Below are 23,201 nucleotides of genomic sequence, written 5' to 3' on the forward strand. Positions count from 1 at the left end.
TGTTCCGACAGTTCTTGCACGCTTATGACGTGATCAGGCTAGCCCGTACCGCTGTGTGTCGCCCCGGCGAACCGTCCGTACGGCTCTCTGCCGGAAGACGTAGGCCGCACGGGTACGCTGCCGTCTGCCACCCCCCGCCATGCAGATGAGAGGCAGTGCGCCTGTGACCTCTTTCGTCCCGCCCGTCCGGGCCCGCCGCCGGACCGCCACCCTCGCCCTCGTGCTCTGCGCCGGGCTGACCGCGGCCCTGACCGCGTGCGCGGGTGAGGATCCGGACAAGGGGACCAACGGCATCGGCAGACTGACGGGGCCGGAGATCGAGAAGAAGGCCCGGACGGCGGCGGGCTCCGCCGACGCGGTCCGGCTGGCCGGCACGCTGGTCAGCAAGGGCGGCACGTACAAGATCGACATGAAGCTGAAGGACAAGGGCGGCGCGGGCTCGGTCACCTCGAAGAACAGCACCTTCGAGCTGCTGCGGATCGGTGACGAGCTCTATCTCAAGGCCGACGCCGGCTTCTGGAGCCACGACGACGAGAAGTCGGGCGCCGGGCAGACGAGCGATGCCGGTGGCGCCGCCGCCGACAAGCTCGACGACAAGTACGTGAAGGTTCCCGAGGACGACCCCACCTACAAACAGCTGCGCGGCTTCACGGACAAGAAGGTGCTGCTCGACGGGCTGCTCACGCTGCACGGCGAGGTCGGCAAGGGCGACCGCGACAAGGTCGGCGGGGTGCGCACCATCCGGATCCTGGGCGGCACGGGGGAGGGCGGCGCCCTGGACGTGTCCCTGGAGGGCACCCCGTACCCCCTGAGCTTCGCCCGCGGAGGTGGCGGGGGAGTCGTCACGCTCGCCGACTGGGGCAAGGACTTCGCGCTGGCCGCGCCGGCCGAGGACGACACGGTCGACTACGGGCAGCAGTTGCCGAAGTCGACGTCGTAGCGGCTACGACCGGCGCAGGGACTTCTTCAGCAACCGCGGCAGCCCGGCCGGCACCGGCAGCCGGGTCGTCGCGGTGGTGGGCAGCGGGGCCGCCGCTCCCGAGGTGTCGGGCAGTTCCGTACGGGAGCCGAGCGGCGTCAGCGTGACGATCCGGCACTCGCGCGCCCACCGCTCGGGCATCTGCTCGGCGTCCGGTGCGTTGAGCCGCTTGCCCTTGAGCTCGGCTACGGCCGCCTCCCACTCCCCGGAGTGCGGAGCGAGCTGCTTCACCGAGGCCGACCAGGCGACGAGCCGGCCGCCCTTGTCCTTGCTGCGGACGGTCACCTCCGCGGTGGCACCGTCGGTGAGACCGGCCGGGAGCGGCTGCTCGCCGGGACCGTCCCCGACGAGATGCGCCGCACCCTCGTGCCATACGTGCCACAGCGCCCGCGCGGGACCGGTGCCGCGCACCCAGATGAGGCCCGACTTCTTGGTGGCCTCCTCGACGAGGGCCGGTCCGAGCAGCGTGTCAGCAGCAGTCATGGGCCAGAGCTTAGAGGGTCCCGCACGCGGGGGTCAGAGCCAGCCGTTGCGCTTGAGCATGCGGTGGATGGAGAAGCAGACCACGCCGATGAAGCCCATCACCATCGGGTAGCCGTACGTCCAGCGCAGCTCCGGCATGTGCTTGAAGTTCATGCCGTAGACGCCGCAGATCATCGTCGGTACGGCGACGATGGCCGCCCAGGACGTGATCTTGCGCATGTCCTCGTTCTGCGCGACGGTCGCCTGGGCGAGGTTGGCCTGGAGGATCGAGTTCAGCAGTTCGTCGAAGCCGATGACCTCCTCCTGCACCCGGACCAGGTGGTCGGCGACGTCCCGGAAGTACTTCTGGATGTCCGGGTCGATCAGCCGCATCGGCCGCTCGCTGAGCAGCTGCATCGGGCGCAGCAGGGGCGAGACGGCCCGCTTGAACTCCAGCACCTCGCGCTTGAGCTGGTAGATCCGGCCCGCGTCCGAGCCGCGCGGACTGCCCTTGTCCGGCGTGGAGAAGACCTCGATCTCCACCTCGTCGATGTCGTCCTGCACCGCGGCCGCCACCGCGATGTACCCGTCGACGACGTGGTCGGCGATGGAGTGCAGCACCGCGGACGGGCCCTTGGCGAGCAATTCGGGGTCGTCCTCCAGCCGGTGGCGCAGTGCGCGCAGCGAGCCGTGCCCGCCGTGCCGCACGGTGATGACGAAGTCCCGGCCGGTGAAACACATCACCTCGCCGGTCTCCACGACCTCGCTGGTCGCGGTCAGCTCGGCGTGCTCGACGTAGTGGATGGTCTTGAAGACGGTGAACAGCGTGTCGTCGTAGCGCTCCAGCTTGGGCCGCTGATGGGCGTGGACGGCGTCCTCGACGGCAAGCGGGTGAAGGCCGAACTCCCGGGCGATACCCGCGAACTCCTCCTCGGTCGGCTCGTGGAGGCCGATCCAGGCGAAGCCGCCCTTCTCCCGCACGCGGAGCATCGCCTCGTGCGGCGTACGGCAGGTGCCCTCCACCTCGGCGATGCGGCGGCCGTCGCGGTAGACCGCGCAGTCGACGACCGCGCTGGAGGCGGACGGGTCACGCGTGGTGTCGTAGCTGTTGTGCAGGGGGTTGGTCTTGCGCAGGGACGGGCGCACCACGGCGCGCAGGTCACGGATCATCGACATGGCTGGCTCCTTCACGGAGGGCCGCCGGCGCAGGCGTGGAACAGCCCGGAATGGGGACGTGGGCTCACGTCCGCAAAGCGGGCGGCACCGCGGAGGCACGACGACGGCGTTCGCTACAGACAGGCAAAAAGGGAGTGCTCTTCCGTCGTGCGAAATGCCAGGGGCCTTGACCGAGAAGGCGTCAGATCACAGAAGAAAGGTGTCGAGCGGAAGAGCGGTTGGTACTGCACGGTCGACTTGGATCCACCGCAGCCCCACCTCCTCCGGTCGGTCCCCCGTAGGGGATGACGTTTCGTCGGGACTTGAGAGCGACGCTTCTGCGTGCTGTCCCGACCGGCACCCCAGGCTAGCAGCCGGTACAGGGCCAATCCCTTACTTTGCCCGTTCCATACGCGTCCTATGCTCGCGACATGGCAGAAATTCTTGCTCCGGTCGAGGCGCGTCTGCGGACGGCCCTGGGTGAACCGGACGCGCGTGCAGCAGTGACGTTTCTCGGGACGGACCGGATCGAGGTACTCCGATTCATCGACGGCGACGTGGTGAGGTACGCCACCCTCGGCATGTCCGCCCAGCCGATGGCCGATCCGACCGCCACGCTCGCCGATCCGGTGAAGGGCCCGCGCGCCGAACTGGTCCTCTCGGTACGGGTCGGCCTGGCCGACACCGACCAGGTGCTGCGCAAGCTCGCGGTGCTGGCGGCCTCGCCCCAGGTGGAGGGGGTGATCGTGGCCCCGGGCGCCTCTCTGGACGTGGGCGAACCGCTGTGGCCCGGGGCGCCGTTCAGCTCCGTGCTGGTCGCCGAGTCCGGCGGGCTGGTGGAGGACCTGGAACTGGCGGAGCCGATGGAGCCCGTGCGGTTCCTGCCGTTGCTGCCGATGACCCACAACGAGGCGGCCTGGAAGCGGGTCCGCGGCGCGCAGGAGCTTCAGGAGCGCTGGCTCTCGCAGGGGACGGACCTGCGCGATCCGCTGCGGGCCTCGGTCGCCCTGGACTGAGACGAACGAGACAGGAAAAGACCCCGCCGCACGGCCGGGGCCGTGGGCGGGGCGGTGTGGGCGGTCAGTTGGCGAAGACCGTGACGCCGTCCTCGGTGGCGTGCTTCGGCTCCAGCTCCTGCGCCTCGTGTGACAGGGCCGAGCGCCGGACCCAGATGACGACCGCACCGACGACCGCGGCGGCGGCGGCGACGACGAACGGGATGTGGATGTCGCTCCACTCCTCGATCTTCGGGGCCAGGTAGGGGGCGGCGGCGGCCGCGAACCAGCGGACGAAGTTGTAGCCCGCGCTGGCCACCGGGCGCGGCGCGTCCGAGACCCCGAGCGCCAGTTCCGTGTAGACGGTGTTGTTCATGCCGATGAAGGCGCCGGAGACGATGGTGCAGACGATCGCCGTCGTGTGGTTGCCGTACCCGAGGATCACCAGGTCCGCGGCGAGCAGCACCAGCGAGGCGCCGACCACCTTGAGCGAACCGAAGCGCTTCTGCAGCCGCGGCGCGACGAGCACCGAGAAGACCGCCAGCAGCAGGCCCCAGGCGAAGAAGACGGCGCCGGACTTGTACGGGGTCATGTTCAGCACGAACGGCGTGAACGCCAGGATCGTGAAGAACGCGTAGTTGTAGAAGAACGCCGAGGTCGCGACGGAGGCGAGTCCGCCGTGGCCCAGCGCCTTGATCGGATCGAGCAGGGAGGTCTTGCGGGCCGGCCTGGGCTGCTCCTTCAGGAACGCCGTGATGCAGACGAAGCCGATCGCCATCAGCGCGGCCGTACCGAAGAACGGGTAGCGCCAGCTGGCGTCACCGAGCAGCGCCCCGAGCAGCGGCCCGCAGGCCATGCCGAGGCCGAGCGCGGACTCGTACAGCAGGATCGCCGCCGAGCTGCCGCCCGCCGCCGCACCGACGATCACGGCGAGTGCCGTCGACACGAAGAGCGCGTTGCCCAGGCCCCAGCCGGCCCGGAAGCCGACGAGTTCCGCGACGGAGGACGAGGTGCCGGAGAGCGCGGCGAAGACCACGACGAGCGCGAGACCGGCCAGCAGCGTCTTGCGTCCCCCGATGCGGCTGGAGACGAAGCCGGTGACGAGCATCGCGACAGCCGTGATCAGGAAGTACGAGGTGAACAGCAGGGACACCTGGCTCGGCGTCGCCTCCAGTCCCTTGGCGATGGACGGGAGAATCGGGTCCACCAGGCCGATTCCCATGAACGCGACGACGGATGCGCCCGCTGTGGCCCAGACGGCCTTCGGCTGGCGCAGGATGCTCGCCGTTCCCTGTTCGAACGGATCCTCTCCCTGCATGGGACTGCTCGCTCTCCACTAGATCGGTGTGTTGTACACAGAATAAGTTAGAGCGTCTAATAAATGCAAACTACATCTAAATCCGCTGGTGGGAGCCGCGCTGCGGAAGGGTGATCGTCCTTGACGCGGCGACGACCGGGGAGGACCGTTGGGCGTTATGAGGGGCGAACCCAGTTGCCCGAAGTGCGGAGGCCGGGTCAAGGCGCCCGGTTTCTTCGACGACACCTGGCAGTGCGACATGCACGGCAGCGTGCATCCGATGCAGCCGGTCATCCCGCCCAGTGTCGAGGCGCTCGGGGTGGTGGTGCACCGCGCCCAGGTGCCCGTGTGGATGCCCTGGCCGCTGCCCGTCGGCTGGCTGTTCACCGGCGTCGCGGCCGCGGGCGACGACCGCAGCGGCGGCCGGGCCACCGCCGTCGCCTGCTCCGGACCCGGGCCGCTCGGCGGGATCGGCGAGCTGCTGCTCGTCGCCGAGGAGCTCGGTGTCGGACTCGGGGCGCGGTACGCCGGGATCGACGGCCCGGACCCGGGCCCGCTGCTGCGGGTCGACGGGCCGCCGGACGTCAAGGTGCTCGCGGCCGGCCGGCCGACCCCGCTCTGGCACGTGAAGGACGCCCCCGCCGACCGGGCGGTCTTCGCCGGTGAGGCGCGCGGGCTCTGGCTGTGGGCGATCGTCTGGCCCGAGCAGTCGGGACTGCTGATGTACGACGAGCTGGTGCTGACCGATCTGCGCGACGCCGGGGGAGAGGTCGACCTGGTGCCCTGCGGCGCGCTCACGCCCCGGCTGCTCACGGGACCCTGAGCGGCCGGAACGGGCCCGCCCGCCGGTTATCCTTGAGCGTCCCCCACCCGGCCGCGAGCAATGGAGTACGTGTCGTGCGCATCGATCTGCACACCCACTCCACCGCGTCGGACGGTACGGACACCCCCGCCGAGCTGGTGCGCAACGCCGCCGCCGCGGGGCTCGACGTCGTCGCGCTCACCGACCACGACACCGTCCGCGGTCACGCGGCGGCGAAGGCCGCGCTCCCCGAGGGGCTCACCCTCGTCACCGGCGCCGAACTCTCCTGCCGCGTCGACGGCGTGGGCCTGCACATGCTGGCGTACCTCTTCGACCCCGACGAACCCGAGCTGGCGCGCGAGCGCGAGCTGGTCCGCGACGACCGGGTGCCGCGCGCGCAGACCATGGTGCGCAAGCTCCGCGAGCTGGGCGTCCCGGTCGAGTGGGAGCAGGTCGCCCGGATCGCCGGGGACGGCTCGGTCGGGCGGCCTCACATCGCCACCGCGCTGGTCGAGCTCGGCGTCGTCGAGACCGTCTCCGACGCCTTCACGCCCGAGTGGCTCGCCGACGGCGGGCGCGCCTACGCCGAGAAGCACGAACTCGACCCCTTCGACGCGATCCGGCTGGTCAAGGCCGCCGGTGGCGTCACCGTCTTCGCCCATCCGGCCGCCGTCAAGCGCGGTGACGTGGTCCCCGAGTCCGCGATCGCGAAGCTCGCGGCCGCGGGGCTCGACGGCATCGAGGTCGACCACATGGATCACGATGAGCCCACCCGGGCCCGGCTGCGCGGACTCGCCCGCGAGCTCGGCCTGCTCACCACCGGGTCCAGCGACTACCACGGCAGCCGCAAGACCGTGGAACTCGGCGCGTACACCACCGACCCCGAGATCTACGGCGAGATCACCCGGCGCGCCACGGGAGCCTTCCCGGTGCCGGGGGCCGGCGGACCCGTCGCCCCGTAACGGCCCACAGGCCACCCCTTCACGCTCACGCCGGCGCGCGTCCGTGTGACGCCGCTCGTTCCCGCCCCGCGCACCGGTCCGCCGCCGCTGCTGTCGCCCGTGCGACGGCAGCCGGGCCGCGGTGCGCTCCTCCCCGCCGCATTTCCGCTCTCTCCTCGCAAGGCTCACTGTGTTCGACGTCGCTGTCTTCGGATCCCTTTTTCTCACCCTTTTTGTGATTATGGATCCGCCCGGGATCACCCCGATCTTCCTCGCCCTGACCGCCGGCCGGCCGGCCCGGATGCAGCGCAGGATGGCGCTGCAGGCGGTCGCCGTCGCCTTCGGCGTGATCGCCGTCTTCGGACTGCTCGGTCAGCAGATCCTGGACTATCTCCACGTCTCCGTCCCCGCGCTGATGATCGCGGGCGGACTGCTCCTGCTGCTGATCGCGCTCGATCTGCTGACCGGCAAGACCGACGAGCCGACGCAGACCAAGGACGTCAACGTGGCGCTCGTGCCCCTCGGCATGCCGCTGCTCGCCGGACCGGGCGCGATCGTCTCGGTGATCCTCGCGGTGCAGCACGCCGACACCTTCGGCAGCCAGGTCTCGGTCTGGACGGCGATCATCGCCATGCACGTCGTGCTCTGGCTGACCATGCGCTACTCGCTGCTGATCATCCGGGTCATCAAGGACGGCGGCGTCGTGCTGGTCACCAGGCTCGCGGGCATGATGCTGTCCGCCATCGCCGTCCAGCAGATCATCAACGGCGTCACCCAGGTCATCCAGAACGCCTGACCGGCCCCGGACACCACAGCGCCCCCGTACGGATCTTCCGTACGGGGGCGCTTCGCGTCTTTATACGTCGGCGTCTTTTTTACGTCGGCAATGCGTTACGAAGCCGAGCTTTCGGCCGGGCGGATATAGATGCGCTGGCCGATTGCTGCGGCCTGCTGCACGATCCGGTTGACGGAGGCGGCGTCCACGACGGTGCTGTCCACGGCGGTACCGTCGACATCGTCGAGTCGCATGATCTCGAAGCGCATATGGCTTCCCTTCGTCTGATCCTCCTGCTGGAGAACTACTGGGAGGACGGGGGACCCGTCCGCAAGGATGTGGAGCGCACGGCATTCCTGTCCCGCGCCCCACGGTGTGTACAACGGCTTGCCCCCTGCAATCATTCCCTACGCTAAGGAAATTTTTTGGATGTCTAAGTACCAGCAGGTAACTGAGCATGCGCGGACGACGGATTCCGCGACGAGGCCCGCATGAACGAGGCAGAGATCGGCGACCGCCTGGACCGCACCAACGAACTGCTCCAGCGCGTGCTCGCCGAGGTGTCGAAGACCCCGTCGACCCACGCGATCTTCGTGGACGCGGGCTATGTGTACGCCGCCGCCGGGCTGCTCGTCACCGGCACCGAGGACCGGCGCTCCTTCGACCTCGACTCCGAAGGGCTGATCGAGGCCTTCATCGACAAGGCCCGCACCATCTTCGCGGACAGCAGGCTGCTGCGCGTGTACTGGTACGACGGGGCCAGGCGCCGGATCCACACCGTCGAGCAGCAGTCCATCGCCGAACTGCCCGACGTCAAGGTCAGGCTGGGCAACCTCAACGCCAACAACCAGCAGAAGGGCGTCGACTCACTCATCCGCACCGACCTCGAATCCCTCGCCCGCCACCGCGCCATCAGCGATGCCGCCCTGGTCGGCGGCGACGAGGACCTGGTATCGGCCGTGGAGGCCGCGCAGGGCTACGGGGCCCGGGTCCACCTGTGGGGCATCGAGGCCGCGGAAGGGCGCAACCAGGCCGAGCCGCTGCTCTGGGAGGTCGACAGCCAGCGCACCTTCGACCTCGACTTCTGCCGCCCCTACGTGACCAGACGCCCCGTCACCACCTATGAGGAGGACGCCCCCGCACCCTCGCGCGAGGACGTCCGCTTCGTCGGGGCGCAGATCGCCGCCACCTGGCTCTCCGCCCGCGGCCGCGAGTCCCTGGCCGACCTGCTGCCGGGGCATCCGTACCTGCCGGGCTCCGTCGACCAGGATCTGCTGGTGGAGGCCGAACGGCTGCTCCAGCACTCGCTGCGCGGCCATGCCCATCTGCGCCGGTCGCTGCGTGACGGCTTCTGGCAGCACCTTCAGGCGCAGTACTGACGGCTGCCGCCCCGCGGCTGCCGCCCGCGCCCTCGCAGCCGCTTACAGGCCGTCCCAGAAGGATGCGAGCGCGGCCGCCGTGGGCCCCGGCCGGTCCGTGTTGGGGGAGTGCTCGGCGCCCTCGACCCGGGTCCGGCGCGCTCCGAGGCGTTCCGCCATCGCGTCGAGCAGCGGGACCGGCCACACGTCGTCGCGTTCGCCCGAGATCACATGGACCGGAAGTCCCGCGGCCGCGAGCTCGGCCACCCGGTCCGGCTCGGTGGCGAGCAGGCGGCCGGTGGCGATCAGCTGCGCGGGGTGATGGCGCAGCCAGCGCCGCCGCAGCTCCTCGCCGCCCGTCTCCGCCTCGGCCGGCGGGTCGAAGGCGCGCATGGCGGCCCAGACGTCGTCCATGCTCATCGTGGCGAGCGCGTCACCGAGGATCTTCAGTTTGATCTGCTGGGCCTCGACGACCTCGGCGGGCCCGGAGGACATCAGGGTGAGCGAACGGAACGGCGAGGCGTCCAGGAGCACGGCGGCGCGTGCGATCTGCCCGCCGAGTGAGTGGCCGAGCAGGTCGACCGCGCCGTCCCCGAGGTCGAGTGCCGCCGCCTGGGCCAGCACATCGCGCGCCAACTCGTCCTGTGCGTACGACTCCTGACGGTCCGTTCCCTCGCTCTCGTACTGTCCCCGCCCGTCGACCGTGACCGCGCGGTAGCCGGCGGCGGCGAGTGGCTCCAGCAGCGCGATGAAGTCCTCCTTGCTGCCGGTGTACCCGGGCAGCAGGAGGACGGTGCCCCGTGACGGCGTACGCGGCACCGCGTCCAGGACGGCGAAGTCCCCGCGCTCGGTGCGCAGCGCGCGGGGACGGGCGCAGGGCGGCGGGATGAAGGTGGGTGGCCTGCTCATGGCACGAGGTTACGGCCGCGGGCCAGGTCCGTCATGCCGGGGAACGCCGGACGGGCCCGAGGCAGTGCCTCGGGCCCGTCCGGCGATCGTTGACGCGTGCTCAGCCCTCGGACTTGGCTGCGGCCGTGCGCGGGGCGCGGCGCCGGCGCGGCTTGGCCTCGCCCTCGGCGGCCGGGGTCTGGACCACGGCCACGGCCTCCGTCTTCGGCTTCGCGGCCGCACGGGGGCGGCGGCGCGGCCTGGAGTCGGACTCGGGCTCGGCGATCGGTGCGATCTGGAAGTCGACCTCGTCCTCGACGGGCTTGATCACCCGGGCGCGGCGGCGCGGCTTGGTGACCGTCGCCGCGGCGGGCGCGGGCTCGGCCACGGGAGCGGTCTGGAAGTCGACCTCCTCCGTCACCGGCTTGACGGCGCGGGCACGGCGGCGGCGCGGCTTGGCCTCGGCCTCGGGCTCGGCGTCGACCACGACCGCCACCTCGACCTCGGGCTTCGCCTTGGCCGTCCTGGTCCTGGTCCGCTTCTTCGGCTCGGCCACGGGCTCGATGTCGACGACCACGGCCGGAGCCTCGGCGACGGCCACCGCGGCCTCGGCAGCGGTGTCCACGGCCGCGACGTCCGCGGCACCGACACGGCTGCGCCGACGGCGGCGCGGGGTACGCGGCTCGGAGGGGCCGTCAGCGGCCTCGGGGGCCTCGGTGGCCTCGGTGGCCGGTGCGGGCACCGTCACGGCGCCTTCCTCCGCGGCGGAGCCGCCCCGGGTGCGACGACGCTGGCGCGGCGTACGCGGAGCACGCTCCTCGCGGACCGCGGGGGCCGACGCGGCGGCGGACTTGCGGCCGCGGCCGCCCGTCTCGCCGAGGTCCTCGAGCTCTTCGGCCCGCAGACCCGCGCGGGTCCGCTCGGTACGCGGCAGGACACCCTTGGTGCCGGCCGGGATGTCGAGCTCTTCATACAGGTGGGGCGAGGTGGAGTACGTCTCCGGCGGGTCCGGGAACTTCAGGTCCAGAGCCTTGTTGATCAGCTGCCAGCGCGGGATGTCGTCCCAGTCGACCAGCGTGATCGCGATGCCCTTGGCGCCCGCGCGGCCGGTCCGGCCGATCCGGTGCAGGTAGGTCTTCTCGTCCTCGGGCGACTGGTAGTTGATGACGTGGGTGACACCCTCGACATCGATACCGCGGGCCGCGACGTCGGTGCAGACGAGCACGTCGACCTTGCCGTTGCGGAAGGCGCGCAGCGCCTGCTCGCGGGCGCCCTGGCCGAGGTCGCCGTGGACCGCGCCGGAGGCGAAGCCGCGCTTCTCCAGCTGCTCGGCGATGTCGGCCGCGGTGCGCTTGGTGCGGCAGAAGATCATCGCGAGTCCGCGGCCGTTGGCCTGGAGGATGCGCGAGACCATCTCGGGCTTGTCCATGTTGTGCGCGCGGTAGACGTGCTGCACGGTGTTCTTGACGGTCGTGCCCTCGTCGTCGGGCGACGTGGCGTTGATGTGCGTCGGCTGCGACATGTAGCGGCGCGCGAGGCTGATGACCGCGCCCGGCATGGTCGCCGAGAACAGCATCGTCTGGCGCTTCGCCGGCAGCATGGTGATGATGCGCTCGACGTCGGGCAGGAAGCCCAGGTCGAGCATCTCGTCGGCCTCGTCGAGGACGAGGGCGCGGACCTTCGACAGGTCGAGCTTGCGCTGGCCGGCCAGGTCGAGCAGACGGCCCGGGGTGCCGACGATCACGTCGACGCCCTTCTTGAGGGCCTCGACCTGGGGCTCGTACGCCCGGCCGCCGTAGATGGCGAGCACGCGGACGTTGCGCACCTTGCCGGCGGTCAGCAGGTCGTTGGTGACCTGCTGGCAGAGCTCGCGGGTCGGGACGACGATCAGCGCCTGCGGGGCGTCGGTCAGCTTCCCGGGCTCGGCCCGGCCTGCCTCGACGTCCGCGAGGACGGTGACGCGCTCCAGGAGCGGCAGGCCGAAACCGAGCGTCTTGCCGGTGCCGGTCTTGGCCTGTCCGATGACATCGGAGCCGGAGAGCGCTACGGGGAGCGTCATCTCCTGGATGGGGAAGGGGGACGTGATGCCGACAGCCTCAAGGGCTTCGGCCGTCTCGGAAAGGATCCCGAGGTCTCGGAACGTAGTCAGGGTGCTGCCTCTTCTGTGAAACGCGGTCCGAGGCGAACGAAGGGGGTCGTACCGTGCCGGGGTTGGTCATCCGGCCGTGGATGGGCCGGGTGGCGCGGGACCACTGCCGTCGCTCGAGCGCTCGTGCCGCTGAGGGGGCCCCTCATCTGCGGTCGTACGTGTCGTACGCACCGCGTGGAGGGCTGTCGGGTCGGAGCCGATCGGGCCACCGACCGGGCATCCTCATTCAATTTCGCGCAACGAGCAGTTGCAAAATGCTCAGTAAGCGCAATACCACTGTACCCCGGATTCGCGCATCTGTGTTGGGCGAATTCATCGGAACGGTGTGACGTCAGTCGGCGGCCGGGCCCGTGCACCCCTCGCCGGGCGGGCTATTCTGCGCTCCATGGAGACGCCTGACAACGCCACGGAAACCCCCGCATCCACCAAAATCGCCGACCAGGACTGGGCCACCGCGTCCGCGGAGCCGCAGTACCGGGCCGCCGTCGTCGACCTTCTGGGAGCACTCGCCTACGGGGAACTGGCAGCCTTCGAGCGGCTCGCCGAGGACGCGAAACTCGCGCCGACCCTGGCCGACAAGGCGGAGCTGGCGAAGATGGCCTCGGCGGAATTCCATCACTTCGAGCGGCTGACGGACCGGCTGACCGCGATCGAGGTGGAGCCGACCGGGGCCATGGAGCCGTTCGCCAAGGCCCTCGACGACTTCCACCGCATGACCGCGCCGTCGGACTGGCTGGAGGGCCTGGTGAAGGCCTACGTCGGCGACTCGATCGCCAGTGACTTCTACCGCGAGGTCGCGGCGCGGCTCGACTCGGACACCCGCTCCCTCGTCCTCGCCGTCCTCGACGACACGGGTCACGGAAACTTCGCCGTCGAGAAGGTGCGCGCCGCGATCGAGGCCGACCCGAGGCTCGGGGGCCGGCTCGCGCTGTGGGCGCGCCGGCTGATGGGCGAGGCGCTCTCGCAGGCGCAGCGCGTGGTGGCCGACCGCGACGCGCTGTCCACCATGCTGGTGGGCGGGGTGGCCGACGGATTCGACCTGGCCGAGGTCGGCCGGATGTTCTCCCGGATCACCGAGGCGCACACCAAGCGGATGGCGGCCCTGGGGCTGGCGGCCTAGGTGTATGGACCCTGGTCGGCGGCGTCAGACCGCCGCCGACCGGCGGAGCCGGCGGTTGCGCGGCCTCAGCAGCAGGGACAGCGTCACCGCGGAGATCAGCACCGACCCGACCAGCGTGGCGGCCGCGTGGCCCGATCCCAGCACCGAGTGCGTGAGCCAGGCGCCGAACAGGGCCCCCAGCGCGCCGGTGCCGAGCACGGCGCGGCGGGACGGGAGCCGGGGCGCCAGGGTGCGCAGGGCCGCCAACGAGAGGGCGAGTCCGAGTACGACGGAGCCCAGGGTTTCCAGGATCACAGGCGATCACCTCGCAGGTGCGGGGGCGGGCAAATCGGTCGTAGGCGGTACTACCCCCGGGCAGCGGAGGACAACCCTCCGACGGACAGGCTTCGCTCAGCCGCCTCACAGGAATCGGCCCACCGGTGCGGGGCCCGCCGTCCCCCGGGACGCAAAGGAAAGCAGCCCGGTGGGGAATCCCCCACCGGGCCGCTTCCACGGTCTCTGCGTCCGGGCGTGCCGCTACAGCGCGCCGAACCCCACCCGTCGTGTGCTGGGCTCGCCGATCTCCACATAGGCGATCCGGTCGGCCGGCACCAGGACCTTGCGGCCCTTCTCGTCCGTGAGGCTGAGCAGCTGCGCCTTGCCGGCGAGAGCCTCGGAAACCGCGCTCTCCACCTCTTCGGCGGAAAGCCCGCTCTCCAGAACGATCTCCCGGGGCGTGTGCTGCACCCCGATCTTGACCTCCACGGCTATGTCCCTCCGACGGTCAGTCCCTGCGCGGTGAACCGCGCCCTACGCAGCACACATTAGCCCGCTGAGGGGACCGGGCAGCGTTCACCGGGCAACGCCCGCAGCGAACACCGGCGCCGGCCGTCCGGTCAGTGCTGGTCGATGCCGTGCAGCGGGAAGCCCGCGATGCCCCGCCAGGCCAGCGAGGTGAGGAGCTGTACCGCCGTGTCACGCGGGATGGTGGACTGGCTGGACAGCCAGTAACGGGCGACCACCTGGGACACACCGCCCAGCCCGACCGCGAGCAGCATGGACTCGTCCTTGGACAGCCCCGTGTCACCCGCGATCACGTCGGAGATCGCCTCGGCGCACTGGAGCGAGACCCGGTCGACCCGCTCGCGGACGGAGGGCTCGTTGGTCAGGTCCGACTCGAAGACCAGCCGGAAGGCCCCGCCCTCGTCCTGGACGTACGCGAAGTAGGCGTCCATCGTCGCGGCCACGCGCAGCTTGTTGTCGGTGGTCGACGCCAGCGCTGTGCGCACCGCCAGGAGCAGCGCCTCGCAGTGCTGGTCGAGCAGGGCCAGATAGAGCTCAAGCTTGCCCGGGAAGTGCTGGTAGAGCACCGGCTTGCTGACCCCGGCCCGCTCCGCGATGTCGTCCATCGCCGCGGAGTGGTACCCCTGCGCGACGAAGACCTCCTGCGCAGCGCCCAGGAGCTGGTTGCGTCGGGCGCGGCGGGGCAAACGAGTGCCCCGCGGGCGCGCCGCCTCGGTCTGCTCGATGGCTGTCACGCCGCCTCCCAAAATTGTGATCGGACCCAGCAGTTCCGTGCACGCTGCGCCCTACCGACATCGTACTTTTGGGTAACCCCGGTATGCGCGGCGCGGACGCAGAATTTCACGGACCGGACGACTGCGGTAGCCATAGTTTCCGTACGCCCCGCCGCATAGCGGGGCGTATCAGCGGTAATCGTCCTCATCCTGTGGGACGAGGCGGGCCTGCTCCGCCGCATCCGCCTCGTTCGCACGGTCCCGGTCGACGTCGGCCAGCGGTTCGTCGTCCTGCGGACGAAGATCCTTCCGCTGCTCGGCGGCGTCCGCGTCGGGTGCCTCCTGGTCGGGTTCGTCCGGCTGGACGCCCTCGAAGGTCTCCGGGTCACTGGGGTCGACCGTCATGGTGACTCCCTTCCTTGCTCCGAGCCTAGGAGCTACCCCCCGAAGCCGCCATGCGGTCTGTGACGGCGAACACATGAACCACGGTGTGATCGTCTCGTAACATTGCCGCATGTCTTCGACCGAGCTGCCGGGAGTCCGTGCCGCCGCCGCAGCGGTGGCCCCCACGGTGAGCGCCGTCAGGGTCGCCGAGGGGGAGAGGCTTCGCTCCGTCACGCTGCCCGGGCTGACGCTGGCCGTCCGTTCGCGGCCGCCGGAGCGGACCGGGCTGCCGCCCGCTCTCTTCGTGCACGGGCTCGGCGGATCCTCGCAGAACTGGTCCGCGCTGATGCCGCTGCTCCAGGACGTGGTGGACAGTGAGGCGCTCGACCTGCCCGGTTTCGGGGACTCCCCGCCGCCCGATGACGGCAACTACTCGGTCACCGGCCACGCCCGCGCGGTGATCCGCTTCCTCGACGCCGGGGAGCGCGGTCCCGTCCACCTGATCGGCAACTCGCTGGGCGGGGCGGTGGCGACCAGGGTCGCCGCGGTCCGTCCCGACCTGGTGCGTACCCTCACCCTGATCTCGCCCGCACTGCCCGAGATCCGGGTGCAGTGGTCGGCCACGCCGACCGCGCTGCTCGCCGTTCCGGGGATCGTGTCCCTGTTCGCCCGGATGACCCGGGGCTGGAGCGCGGAAGAACGCACCCGCGGAGTCATGGCACTCTGTTACGGCGATCCGGCACGTGTCTCCGCGGACGCCTTCCGTCATGCGGTGGCCGAAATGGAGCGGCGGCTGGCGCTGCCGTATTTCTGGGACGCGATGGCGCGCTCGGCACGTGGCATCGTCGACGCGTACACACTGGGCGGTCAGCACGGGCTGTGGCGCCAGGCCGAGCGGGTGCTGGCGCCGACCCAACTCGTGTACGGCGGACGGGACAGGCTCGTCTCGCCCCGGATGGCACGCAGGGCGTCCGCGGCCTTCCGCGATGCGAGACTGCTGACACTGCCCGACGCCGGGCACGTGGCGATGATGGAGTACCCGGAGGCGGTCGCCCAGGCGTTCCGGGAACTGCTCGACGAATGCGGCGGGAGCTGATTTGGGGCGTGGGACGACACAGCCGAAAGGGCCCTGCGCCCACGGCGCCCGAGTCCGGGCCGGCCGAGGCGAACGCGGAAACGGGGCGCGAGGGCGCCCGGCCCGTCGCCGGCAGCGGCCGGCGCAGACGGCCGGGGGACGGCGCTCCGGGCACCGACGGCCACACCCCGTTCCAGGGCACGCCCCAGGTGCGCGGCGGCCACCCCGAACAGCGTGAACCCGGCGGCGGCTGGGGGACCGGGCCCGTCGGCCGGTACGGCGAACGGCCGGCGCAGGCGCCGGGACGGCCGCAGGGGCCACGGGGTCCGCAGGCCCCGCAGGCGCAGCGGAACGCCCAGGGCACCGCAGCCGGACCGCTGGTACCGGGACCGCGACGCGAGTTCGTCGAGGCGTTCGACGGCCGGCCCGCTCCGTCCGCGTCCCGCCGTCCGGCCACCGCTCCCTCCGGCCCGGCCGATCCGTACCGCTCCGTCACCGAGTGGGACGAGCGCCCGCCGTCCGCGGAGGTTCCCGCCGAGGACGCCAGGGACGCCAAGGGCGGCAAGGCCGGCAAGGGCCGCACCTTCACCGGCATCGCCGCAGCCGCGGTCACGACCGTGCTCGCGGTGATCGTGGCGGGCCAGGTCGCCCACGACGGCGGCAGCCGGTCCGGCGCGGCGCAGGCCGCGGGCGTGGACCGCGAGGGCGAGGGCGACGCCTCGCGCTCCGACGTCCGGAAGACGCCCGCGCCCAAGGCGGCGGCGGTCAAGCCCCTTTCGTACGAGCAGAAAATGGCCAAGGCCTATCCGCTCGCGCCGAAGCTGACCGCCTCGGGGAAGTTCCAGGCGGTCGCCGGCACGGCGAAGGCTCCGGGCAAGGGGCAGAGGTACCGCTATCGGATCGACATCGAGAAGGGCCTCGGGCTCGACTCCGCGCTCTTTGCCGAGGCGGTACAGAAAACCCTCAACGACGACCGGAGTTGGGCGCACGACGGGGACATGACCTTCGAGCGGATCTCCGCCGGTGAGCCGGACTTCGTGATCACGCTGGCCAGTCCGGGGACCACCGGCGAGTGGTGCGAGAAATCGGGGCTGGACACCACGGAGGACAACGTCTCCTGTGACTCCGCGGCCACCGAGCGCGTGATGATCAACGCGTACCGCTGGGCCCAGGGCTCCTCCACCTTCGGGCCGGACAAGCTCTTCGCCTATCGCCAGATGCTGATCAATCACGAGGTGGGCCACCGGCTGGGGCACAACCATGTGAGCTGCGGCACCAAGGGTGCCCTCGCTCCGGTGATGCAGCAGCAGACCAAGTCCCTCGACATCGACGGCATCAAGTGCCGCCCCAACCCCTGGGTGTACCCGAAGGGTTGAGCCCGCGGCGGGCCTGCCGGGGTGGCCGCGGGGCCACCCCGGGCGGGTGTGCGGGGGCGGCTCGCGAAGCGCCCGCCCGGAACGGGTGTCCGCATGGTGAGATGCCTGTCTCAGATTGCGTTGACATCGGGCGGGCCTTGGCCGATATTTCTCGGCATGTCACGCAGCCTCGTCACCTCCGATCGCGCCGCCATTGAGCTGGCGCTCATCGGCGTGACCGGGCACAGCGTCGCCGACATCGACTGTTGCTGACGCCTGCCCGCGCGCGTCGGCCCCCCGTCCGAGCCCTATGGCCCGGACCGCCCTTCCCCGACTGCCGCGCCCGGGCGTACTCCGTCCGCAGGCGCGGCAGTTCCAGTGTTCCGGTCACCTTCACTCGCTCCGACCGGTCGTGTGCACATGCCTCTCGTCGCCGCCTGCACGGACATCACCTTCTGTTCCCTCCGTTCAGGCAGTACTCCGAGAGGTCATCTTCCGATGCGTCATCCGTCCGTCATATCGCGCCGCACAGCAGCGGCCGCCGCCGTACTCCTCGTGGCAGCGGGCGCCGCGGCCTGCGGGCCCGAGGGCAGCAGCAAGGGCGGCGACGGCACCTCCGGTGCAGCGGGCGCGCCCAAGAAGGGCGGCACGCTCACCGTCCTCAACAGCAGCCCGCAGGAGGACTTCGACCCCGCGCGGCTCTACACCTCCGGCGGCGGCAACGTCCCCTCCCTCGTCTTCCGCACCCTCACCACCCGCAACCGGGAGAACGGCGCCGCGGGCTCGAAGGTCGTCCCCGACCTGGCGACCGACCTGGGCAGGCCCAGCAAGAACGCCACCGTCTGGACGTACACCCTCAAGGACGGCATCAAGTACGAGGACGGCACCGCGATCACGAGTGCCGACATCAAGTACGGCATCGAGCGCTCCTTCGCCGCCGAGCTCTCCGGCGGTGCGCCCTACCTGCGCGACTGGCTGATCGGCGGGGCCGACTACCAGGGCCCGTACAAGGACAAGAAGGGCCTCGACTCGATCGAGACGCCCGACGCGAAGACGATCGTCTTCCACCTCAACAAGCCCGAGGGCGAGTTCCCCTTCCTCGCCACGCAGACCCAGACCACCCCCGTGCCGAAGGCCAAGGACACCGGCACCAAGTACGAGGAGCACCCCCTCTCCTCCGGGCCGTACAAGGTCGTCAGGAACGAGGGGGACGGCGAGCGCCTCGTCCTGGAGCGCAACACCCACTGGTCGGCAGCCACCGACGAGGAGCGCAAGGCCTACCCCGACCGGATCGACGTCCGTTCCGGGCTCGACTCCGCCGTCATCAACCAGCGGCTGTCCGCCTCCCAGGGCACCGACGCCGCGGCCGTCACCACCGACACCAACCTCGGCCCGGCCGAACTCGCCAAGGTCAGCGGCGACAAGAAGCTCGCCGCCCGCGTCGGGACCGGCCACTTCGGCTACACGAACTACATCGCCTTCAACCCCAAGGTGAAGCCGTTCGACAACCCGAAGGTGCGCCAGGCCATCTCGTACGCCGTCGACCGCACCTCCGTGGTCAACGCCGCCGGCGGCTCCTCGCTCGCCGAACCCGCCACCACCTTCCTGCCCGACCAGGCGTCGTTCGGCTACACGCCGTACGACGCCTTCCCGGCCGGCAAGTCCGGCAACGCGGCCAAGGCCAAGGAACTGCTGAAGGAGGCCGGCTACCCCGACGGGCTGACGGTCACCCTCACGCACAACAACGACAAGAACTTCGAGACCAGCCCGGAGATCGCCACCGCGCTCCAGGAGGCGCTGAAGAAGGCCGGCATCACCGTCAAGCTCCAGGGCCTGGAGGACAACGCCTACTCGGACACCGTCTACAACGTGAAGACCGAGCCCGGCTTCTTCCTCGGCGGCTGGGGTGCCGACTGGCCCTCCGGTGGTCCGTTCTTCGCGCCGATCTTCGACGGACGCCAGATCGTCAAGGCCGGATACAACTTCAACTCCGCCCAGTTCGACGACCCCGCGGTCAACAAGGAGATCGACGAGATCAACAAGCTGACCGACCTGAAGGCCGCCGCCGCGCGCTGGGGCGCGCTCGACAAGAAGGTCGGTGAGCAGGCGCTGACCGTGCCGCTGTTCCACCCGGTCTACAAGCGCCTGTACGGCGAGTCCGTCAAGAACGTCGTGATCAGCGACTGGACCGGCGTGCTCGACATCTCGCAGGTCGCGGTCAAGTAACCATGGCCGAAGCACTGCTGGTCGAGGAGGCGGGGGCCGTGCCGGCCCCCGCCTCCGGGGCCCATCCGTTCTGGCAGCGGCTGCGCACCGCGCGCGCCGCACTGGTGGCGGCCGCCGTCGTCGCCCTGCTGGTCCTCCTCGCGCTTGCCGCACCCCTGCTCACGGGCATCGAGGGCCAGAACCCCACCACGTACCACCCCGGCCTCGTCGACTCCGCGACCGGCGGGGTGCCGCTCGGCTCCTTCGGCGGGATCAGCGCCGAGCACTGGCTCGGCGTCGAACCGCTCACCGGACGCGACCTGTTCGCCCGCGTCGCGTACGGCGCCCGGGTCTCGCTCGGCGTGGCGCTCGGAGCGACCCTGCTCCAGGTGGCCATCGGTGTCGTCGTCGGCCTCTCGGCCGGTCTCGGCAACCGCTTCGTCGACCAGGCGCTGAGCCGGATCACCGACGTCGTGGTCGCCCTGCCCGTCATGGTGACCGCGCTCGGCGCGCTCGCGGTCGTCCCGGCCGGTTTCCCCCGACCGGTACTGATCGCCGTCATCGTCGGCCTGGTCGGCTGGTCGGGCATCTCGAAGATCGTGCGCGCCCAGACACTGTCCCTCAAGTCGCGCGACCACGTCGCGGCCGCGCGGCTCAGCGGCTGGGGCTCCTGGCAGATCGCCCGGCGCGAACTGCTGCCCGCGCTGGCCGCCCCCGTCATCACGTACGCCGTCCTGCTCTTCCCGGCCAACATCGTCGTCGAGGCGGCCCTGTCCTTCCTCGGCGTCGGGATCAAGCCGCCCACCCCGTCCTGGGGGCAGATGCTCAGCGACGCCGACACCTGGTACCAGGCGGCGCCCACCTATCTGCTCATCCCGGCCCTGCTGCTCTTCGTCACCGTGCTCGCGCTCACCGTCCTCGGTGAGGGCGTGCGCACCGCGCTCGACCCCCGCGCCGCCTCCCGGCTGCGGATCGGCACCGGGCGCAAGAAGGAGGCCGGAGCATGAGCGGGTTCCTGCTGCGCCGCCTCGGCGGGGCGCTCTTCGTCCTCCTCGCCCTCAGCGTCGTCGTCTACGCGGCCTTCTACGTCGCCCCCGGCAACGTCGCGCAGATCGCCTGCGGGCCGCGCTGCTCGCCGGCGCAGGTCGCCCAGGTCAGCGAACAACTGCATCTCGGTGACCCGCTCTACGTGCAGTACGCGCACTTCCTCCAGGCCCTGGTCGCCGGCCGCGACTACTCCACCGGTACCGGTGTCGTGCACTGCCAGGCCCCGTGCCTGGGACTCTCGTACCAGAGCGGTCAGCAGGTCACCCAGCTGATCGTCGCCAAGCTGCCCGCCACCGCTTCGCTCGCCGTCGGCGCCTTCGTGCTGTGGATGGTGCTCGGAGTCGGCACCGGGGTGCTCTCGGTGTGGCGGCGCGGCCGCGTCACCGAGCGCATCCTCACCGGGATCACCCTGGCCGGCATGGCCACGCCCGTCTTCGTGATCGGGCTGCTGCTGATCATCATCTGCGTCACCGCGCTCCAGATCCTGCCGTTCCCCGACTACGTCCCGTTCACCGAGAACCCCGAGCAGTGGGCCTGGAACCTGCTGCTGCCCTGGATCTCGCTGGCGCTCATCTCCGCCGCCCCGTACGCCCGGATGACCAGGGCCTCGATGCTGGAGACGCTCGCCGAGGACCATGTGCGCACCTTCAGGGCGTACGGGGTCGGCGAGCGGACCATCGTCGGACGGCACGCCCTGCGCGGCGCGCTCGCCCCGGTGATCGCACTCGGCGCCCTCGACGTCGGCTCGATGTTCGGCGGCGCCGTGCTCACCGAGTCCCTCTTCGGAATCCCCGGAGTCGGGCGCGAACTCGTCGAGGCCGTCAAGCAGGTGGACCTCCCGGTCGTCGTCGGTCTGGTGCTCGTCACCGGGTTCTTCGTCGTCCTTGCCAATGCCGTCGCGGACATCCTCCAGGCGATGGCCGACCGACGGGTGGTGCTCTCATGAGTCTGGTCGAGGTCACCGATCTCTCGATCTCGTTCGGCGACGTGCACGCCGTGCGCGGACTGTCGTTCTCGCTGGAGGCCGGCGGCGCGCTCGGCGTCGTCGGCGAGTCCGGCTCCGGCAAGAGCGCGTCGGCGTACGCCCTGCTCGGACTGCACCGGGGCACCGGTGCGAAGGTCGGCGGCTCGATCCGGGTCGCGGGCGTGGACGTCCAGGCCGCCGGCGACACGGAACTGCGCGGGCTGCGGGGGGCGAAGGCCGCGATGGTCTTCCAGGACCCGCTCTCCTCGCTGGACCCGTACTACGCCGTCGGCGACCAGATCGCCCAGGTGTACCGGGTCCACCACCGCGTCTCCCGGCGGGCGGCGCGGGCCAGGGCCGTCGAAGTGCTGGACCGGGTCGGGATTCCCGACGCGGTACGCCGTTCCCGGTCCCGGCCGCACGAGTTCTCCGGCGGGATGCGCCAGCGGGCGCTGATCGCCATGGCGCTGGCCTGCGAGCCGCAGCTGCTGATCGCCGACGAGCCGACGACCGCGCTGGACGTCACCGTCCAGGCCCAGATCCTCGACCTGCTGCACGATCTGCGCCGCGAGACGGGCATGGGGCTGCTGCTGGTCACCCATGACGTGGGTGTGGCGGCGGAGTCGGTGGACGAGGTGCTGGTCATGCGGTCGGGGATCGCCGTGGAGCGCGGTCCGGTGGCCGAGGTGCTCGGCGCGCCCCGCGAGCCGTACACGAAGGCGCTGTTGTCGGCGGTGCCGCGCATCGCCCCGGAGACGGGGACCGCCGGCGGCGGCCGGAAGGCGGACGCCGCGGGAGAGGTGCTGGTCGAGGCCGAGAACGTCGGGCAGGTGTTCGGCCGGAAGAGGTCCGCACTGGCCGCCGTCGACGGGGTGTCCCTCACCGTCCGCCGCGGCGAGACGCTCGGCATCGTCGGCGAGAGCGGCAGCGGCAAGACCACCCTCGGGCGGATGCTCGTCGGCCTGCTGGAGCCCACCTCCGGACGGCTGACCCGGGTGGACCGGGTGCAGATGGTCTTCCAGGACCCGGTCTCCTCGCTCAACCCGCGCCGCTCCGTCGGCGAGTCGGTCGCCGACCCCCTGCGGGCGCGCGGACAGCGCGACGAGGGCGTGATCAGGGCGCGCGTCGGCGATCTGCTGCAGCGCGTCGGGCTCGACCCGGAGCAGTACGACCGCTATCCGCACGAGTTCAGCGGCGGACAGCGCCAGCGCGTCGGGATTGCCAGGGCGCTGGCCGCCGAACCGGAGCTGATCGTCTGCGACGAGGCGGTCTCCGCCCTCGACGTCACGACCCAGGCCCAGGTGACCGCGCTGTTGGCGGAACTCCAGCAGGAGCTGGGACTCGCCCTGGTCTTCATCGCCCACGACCTCGCCGTCGTACGGCAGGTCAGCGACCGCGTCGCCGTCATGCGGCGGGGCCGGATCGTCGAGGAGGGACCGGTGGAGCAGGTGTACGCGGACCCCCGCGACCCCTACACGCGGCAGCTGCTGGCGGCCGTGCCGGCCCTCGATCCGGCGCTCGCGGCGGTGCGCCGCGCGGCCCGCAAGGAGCTGGCCGCAGCCTGACCCTGCGTAACGCACTGCTTCTATAGCGCGACAGAACGCTACCGGGGCGGGAAAGTTACGACGGTTCACCCCTTTCGGTGGTGGGGCGGGCAAACCTCCGGCGCCCCACCCGCGGATACGCATAAGGTGGGGCCCCGGCGGGTAGCCCCACCAAACGCGGCCCCGCACAAAGGCGGAGGTAGGGAGAGG

Annotated in this window: 24 protein-coding genes; 14 read left to right on the forward strand and 10 right to left on the reverse strand. The window is 71.0% G+C overall.

Annotated features, from left to right (window positions below):
* Positions 1–163: 163 nt before the first annotated feature.
* A complete protein-coding gene (locus tag ACGFZA_RS03670; RefSeq protein WP_393676900.1) occupies positions 164–940 on the forward strand; it encodes a hypothetical protein in 777 nt (258 codons plus the stop codon).
* A gap of 3 nt (positions 941–943) precedes the next feature.
* On the opposite strand, the gene ACGFZA_RS03675 is transcribed toward ACGFZA_RS03670, so the two are convergent.
* Both ACGFZA_RS03675 and ACGFZA_RS03680 read right to left on the reverse strand, forming a co-directional pair.
* Complete coding sequence (locus tag ACGFZA_RS03675) at positions 944–1,462, reverse strand: hypothetical protein (protein WP_385275506.1); 519 nt, start codon at positions 1,460–1,462, stop codon at positions 944–946.
* Between the two features lie 33 nt (positions 1,463–1,495).
* Positions 1,496–2,617 (reverse strand): magnesium and cobalt transport protein CorA, encoded by a 1,122-nt coding sequence (locus tag ACGFZA_RS03680; RefSeq protein WP_385275503.1) that lies wholly within the window; start codon positions 2,615–2,617, stop codon positions 1,496–1,498.
* A gap of 410 nt (positions 2,618–3,027) precedes the next feature.
* Here ACGFZA_RS03680 and ACGFZA_RS03685 point away from each other — a divergent pair, with 410 nt between their 5' ends.
* Positions 3,028–3,612, forward strand: coding sequence for a suppressor of fused domain protein (locus tag ACGFZA_RS03685; protein ID WP_385275500.1), 585 nt, complete (start codon positions 3,028–3,030; stop codon positions 3,610–3,612).
* Positions 3,613–3,676: 64 nt separating this feature from the next.
* On the opposite strand, the gene ACGFZA_RS03690 is transcribed toward ACGFZA_RS03685, so the two are convergent.
* Positions 3,677–4,909 (reverse strand): MFS transporter, encoded by a 1,233-nt coding sequence (locus ACGFZA_RS03690; RefSeq protein ID WP_385275497.1) that lies wholly within the window; start codon positions 4,907–4,909, stop codon positions 3,677–3,679.
* 157 nt (positions 4,910–5,066) lie between these two features.
* Here ACGFZA_RS03690 and ACGFZA_RS03695 point away from each other — a divergent pair, with 157 nt between their 5' ends.
* The 3 genes from ACGFZA_RS03695 to ACGFZA_RS03705 all read left to right on the forward strand — a co-directional run bounded on the left by ACGFZA_RS03695 (position 5,067) and on the right by ACGFZA_RS03705 (position 7,427).
* Positions 5,067–5,711, forward strand: a complete 645-nt coding sequence (locus ACGFZA_RS03695) for a DUF6758 family protein (RefSeq protein WP_385275494.1) — start codon at positions 5,067–5,069, stop codon at positions 5,709–5,711.
* 74 nt (positions 5,712–5,785) lie between these two features.
* Positions 5,786–6,652: a PHP domain-containing protein gene (locus tag ACGFZA_RS03700; RefSeq protein WP_393676905.1), complete on the forward strand. Its 867-nt coding sequence runs from the start codon at positions 5,786–5,788 to the stop codon at positions 6,650–6,652.
* Between the two features lie 169 nt (positions 6,653–6,821).
* Entirely contained in the window at positions 6,822–7,427 is a 606-nt protein-coding gene (locus ACGFZA_RS03705; protein WP_385275488.1) for a MarC family protein, read from the forward strand.
* A gap of 95 nt (positions 7,428–7,522) precedes the next feature.
* On the opposite strand, the gene ACGFZA_RS03710 is transcribed toward ACGFZA_RS03705, so the two are convergent.
* Positions 7,523–7,675, reverse strand: coding sequence for a hypothetical protein (locus ACGFZA_RS03710; RefSeq protein ID WP_198676864.1), 153 nt, complete (start codon positions 7,673–7,675; stop codon positions 7,523–7,525).
* Positions 7,676–7,897: 222 nt separating this feature from the next.
* On the opposite strand from ACGFZA_RS03710, the gene ACGFZA_RS03715 reads away from it, so the two are divergent.
* Entirely contained in the window at positions 7,898–8,785 is an 888-nt protein-coding gene (locus ACGFZA_RS03715; RefSeq protein ID WP_385275485.1) for an NYN domain-containing protein, read from the forward strand.
* Between the two features lie 42 nt (positions 8,786–8,827).
* Here ACGFZA_RS03715 and ACGFZA_RS03720 read toward each other — a convergent pair whose 3' ends face one another.
* Positions 8,828–9,673, reverse strand: coding sequence for an alpha/beta fold hydrolase (locus tag ACGFZA_RS03720; RefSeq protein ID WP_385275482.1), 846 nt, complete (start codon positions 9,671–9,673; stop codon positions 8,828–8,830).
* Between the two features lie 100 nt (positions 9,674–9,773).
* The gene (locus tag ACGFZA_RS03725) at positions 9,774–11,711 is read right to left on the reverse strand and encodes a DEAD/DEAH box helicase (protein WP_393676909.1); all 1,938 of its coding nucleotides are present in this window, start codon (positions 11,709–11,711) and stop codon (positions 9,774–9,776) included.
* Positions 11,712–12,186: 475 nt separating this feature from the next.
* Here ACGFZA_RS03725 and ACGFZA_RS03730 point away from each other — a divergent pair, with 475 nt between their 5' ends.
* On the forward strand, positions 12,187–12,921 hold the full coding sequence (locus ACGFZA_RS03730; protein WP_326738584.1) for a ferritin-like fold-containing protein: 735 nt from the start codon (positions 12,187–12,189) through the stop codon (positions 12,919–12,921).
* A 24-nt stretch (positions 12,922–12,945) separates the two neighbouring features.
* Here ACGFZA_RS03730 and ACGFZA_RS03735 read toward each other — a convergent pair whose 3' ends face one another.
* The 4 genes from ACGFZA_RS03735 to ACGFZA_RS03750 all read right to left on the reverse strand — a co-directional run bounded on the left by ACGFZA_RS03735 (position 12,946) and on the right by ACGFZA_RS03750 (position 14,822).
* On the reverse strand, positions 12,946–13,215 hold the full coding sequence (locus ACGFZA_RS03735; RefSeq protein ID WP_385275476.1) for a hypothetical protein: 270 nt from the start codon (positions 13,213–13,215) through the stop codon (positions 12,946–12,948).
* A 222-nt stretch (positions 13,216–13,437) separates the two neighbouring features.
* On the reverse strand, positions 13,438–13,665 hold the full coding sequence (locus ACGFZA_RS03740; protein ID WP_024490505.1) for a DUF3107 domain-containing protein: 228 nt from the start codon (positions 13,663–13,665) through the stop codon (positions 13,438–13,440).
* Between the two features lie 131 nt (positions 13,666–13,796).
* The gene (locus ACGFZA_RS03745; RefSeq protein ID WP_385275473.1) at positions 13,797–14,438 is read right to left on the reverse strand and encodes a TetR/AcrR family transcriptional regulator; all 642 of its coding nucleotides are present in this window, start codon (positions 14,436–14,438) and stop codon (positions 13,797–13,799) included.
* Between the two features lie 168 nt (positions 14,439–14,606).
* Positions 14,607–14,822, reverse strand: a complete 216-nt coding sequence (locus tag ACGFZA_RS03750; protein ID WP_385275470.1) for a hypothetical protein — start codon at positions 14,820–14,822, stop codon at positions 14,607–14,609.
* Between the two features lie 109 nt (positions 14,823–14,931).
* On the opposite strand from ACGFZA_RS03750, the gene ACGFZA_RS03755 reads away from it, so the two are divergent.
* The 7 genes from ACGFZA_RS03755 (at position 14,932) to ACGFZA_RS03785 (ending at position 23,012) form a co-directional block, all read left to right on the forward strand.
* Entirely contained in the window at positions 14,932–15,897 is a 966-nt protein-coding gene (locus tag ACGFZA_RS03755) for an alpha/beta fold hydrolase (protein ID WP_385275467.1), read from the forward strand.
* Positions 15,898–15,905: 8 nt separating this feature from the next.
* A complete protein-coding gene (locus ACGFZA_RS03760; protein WP_393676913.1) occupies positions 15,906–17,252 on the forward strand; it encodes a DUF3152 domain-containing protein in 1,347 nt (448 codons plus the stop codon).
* A 156-nt stretch (positions 17,253–17,408) separates the two neighbouring features.
* Positions 17,409–17,504 (forward strand): Ms4533A family Cys-rich leader peptide, encoded by a 96-nt coding sequence (locus ACGFZA_RS03765; protein WP_326738590.1) that lies wholly within the window; start codon positions 17,409–17,411, stop codon positions 17,502–17,504.
* A 225-nt stretch (positions 17,505–17,729) separates the two neighbouring features.
* Positions 17,730–19,457: an ABC transporter substrate-binding protein gene (locus ACGFZA_RS03770; RefSeq protein ID WP_393676916.1), complete on the forward strand. Its 1,728-nt coding sequence runs from the start codon at positions 17,730–17,732 to the stop codon at positions 19,455–19,457.
* 2 nt (positions 19,458–19,459) lie between these two features.
* Positions 19,460–20,443, forward strand: coding sequence for an ABC transporter permease (locus ACGFZA_RS03775; RefSeq protein WP_393676918.1), 984 nt, complete (start codon positions 19,460–19,462; stop codon positions 20,441–20,443).
* Positions 20,440–21,429: an ABC transporter permease gene (locus ACGFZA_RS03780; protein ID WP_385275454.1), complete on the forward strand. Its 990-nt coding sequence runs from the start codon at positions 20,440–20,442 to the stop codon at positions 21,427–21,429. The genes ACGFZA_RS03775 and ACGFZA_RS03780 overlap by 4 nt, the downstream gene beginning before the upstream one ends.
* Positions 21,426–23,012: a dipeptide ABC transporter ATP-binding protein gene (locus ACGFZA_RS03785; protein WP_393676921.1), complete on the forward strand. Its 1,587-nt coding sequence runs from the start codon at positions 21,426–21,428 to the stop codon at positions 23,010–23,012. Before ACGFZA_RS03780 ends, ACGFZA_RS03785 begins: the two co-directional genes overlap by 4 nt.
* The last annotated feature ends 189 nt before the right edge of the window (positions 23,013–23,201 follow it).

The sequence above is a fragment of the Streptomyces sp. NPDC048211 genome (genome assembly GCF_043202315.1).
Lineage (GTDB): Bacteria > Actinomycetota > Actinomycetes > Streptomycetales > Streptomycetaceae > Streptomyces.

Bases quoted from the DNA above. Each gene is read 5' to 3' on its own strand.
- ACGFZA_RS03770 (WP_393676916.1), top strand. From the start codon at position 17,730: ATGCGTCATCCGTCCGTCATATCGCGCCGCACAGCAGCGGCCGCCGCC.
- ACGFZA_RS03695 (WP_385275494.1), top strand. From the start codon at position 5,067: ATGAGGGGCGAACCCAGTTGCCCGAAGTGCGGAGGCCGGGTCAAGGCG.
- ACGFZA_RS03780 (WP_385275454.1), top strand. From the start codon at position 20,440: ATGAGCGGGTTCCTGCTGCGCCGCCTCGGCGGGGCGCTCTTCGTCCTC.
- ACGFZA_RS03785 (WP_393676921.1), top strand. From the start codon at position 21,426: ATGAGTCTGGTCGAGGTCACCGATCTCTCGATCTCGTTCGGCGACGTG.
- ACGFZA_RS03680 (WP_385275503.1), bottom strand. From the start codon at position 2,617: ATGTCGATGATCCGTGACCTGCGCGCCGTGGTGCGCCCGTCCCTGCGC.
- ACGFZA_RS03730 (WP_326738584.1), top strand. From the start codon at position 12,187: ATGGAGACGCCTGACAACGCCACGGAAACCCCCGCATCCACCAAAATC.
- ACGFZA_RS03720 (WP_385275482.1), bottom strand. From the start codon at position 9,673: ATGAGCAGGCCACCCACCTTCATCCCGCCGCCCTGCGCCCGTCCCCGC.
- ACGFZA_RS03765 (WP_326738590.1), top strand. From the start codon at position 17,409: ATGTCACGCAGCCTCGTCACCTCCGATCGCGCCGCCATTGAGCTGGCG.
- ACGFZA_RS03725 (WP_393676909.1), bottom strand. From the start codon at position 11,711: ATGACGCTCCCCGTAGCGCTCTCCGGCTCCGATGTCATCGGACAGGCC.
- ACGFZA_RS03690 (WP_385275497.1), bottom strand. From the start codon at position 4,909: ATGCAGGGAGAGGATCCGTTCGAACAGGGAACGGCGAGCATCCTGCGC.
- ACGFZA_RS03775 (WP_393676918.1), top strand. From the start codon at position 19,460: ATGGCCGAAGCACTGCTGGTCGAGGAGGCGGGGGCCGTGCCGGCCCCC.
- ACGFZA_RS03750 (WP_385275470.1), bottom strand. From the start codon at position 14,822: ATGACGGTCGACCCCAGTGACCCGGAGACCTTCGAGGGCGTCCAGCCG.
- ACGFZA_RS03685 (WP_385275500.1), top strand. From the start codon at position 3,028: ATGGCAGAAATTCTTGCTCCGGTCGAGGCGCGTCTGCGGACGGCCCTG.
- ACGFZA_RS03715 (WP_385275485.1), top strand. From the start codon at position 7,898: ATGAACGAGGCAGAGATCGGCGACCGCCTGGACCGCACCAACGAACTG.
- ACGFZA_RS03675 (WP_385275506.1), bottom strand. From the start codon at position 1,462: ATGACTGCTGCTGACACGCTGCTCGGACCGGCCCTCGTCGAGGAGGCC.
- ACGFZA_RS03710 (WP_198676864.1), bottom strand. From the start codon at position 7,675: ATGCGCTTCGAGATCATGCGACTCGACGATGTCGACGGTACCGCCGTG.
- ACGFZA_RS03755 (WP_385275467.1), top strand. From the start codon at position 14,932: ATGTCTTCGACCGAGCTGCCGGGAGTCCGTGCCGCCGCCGCAGCGGTG.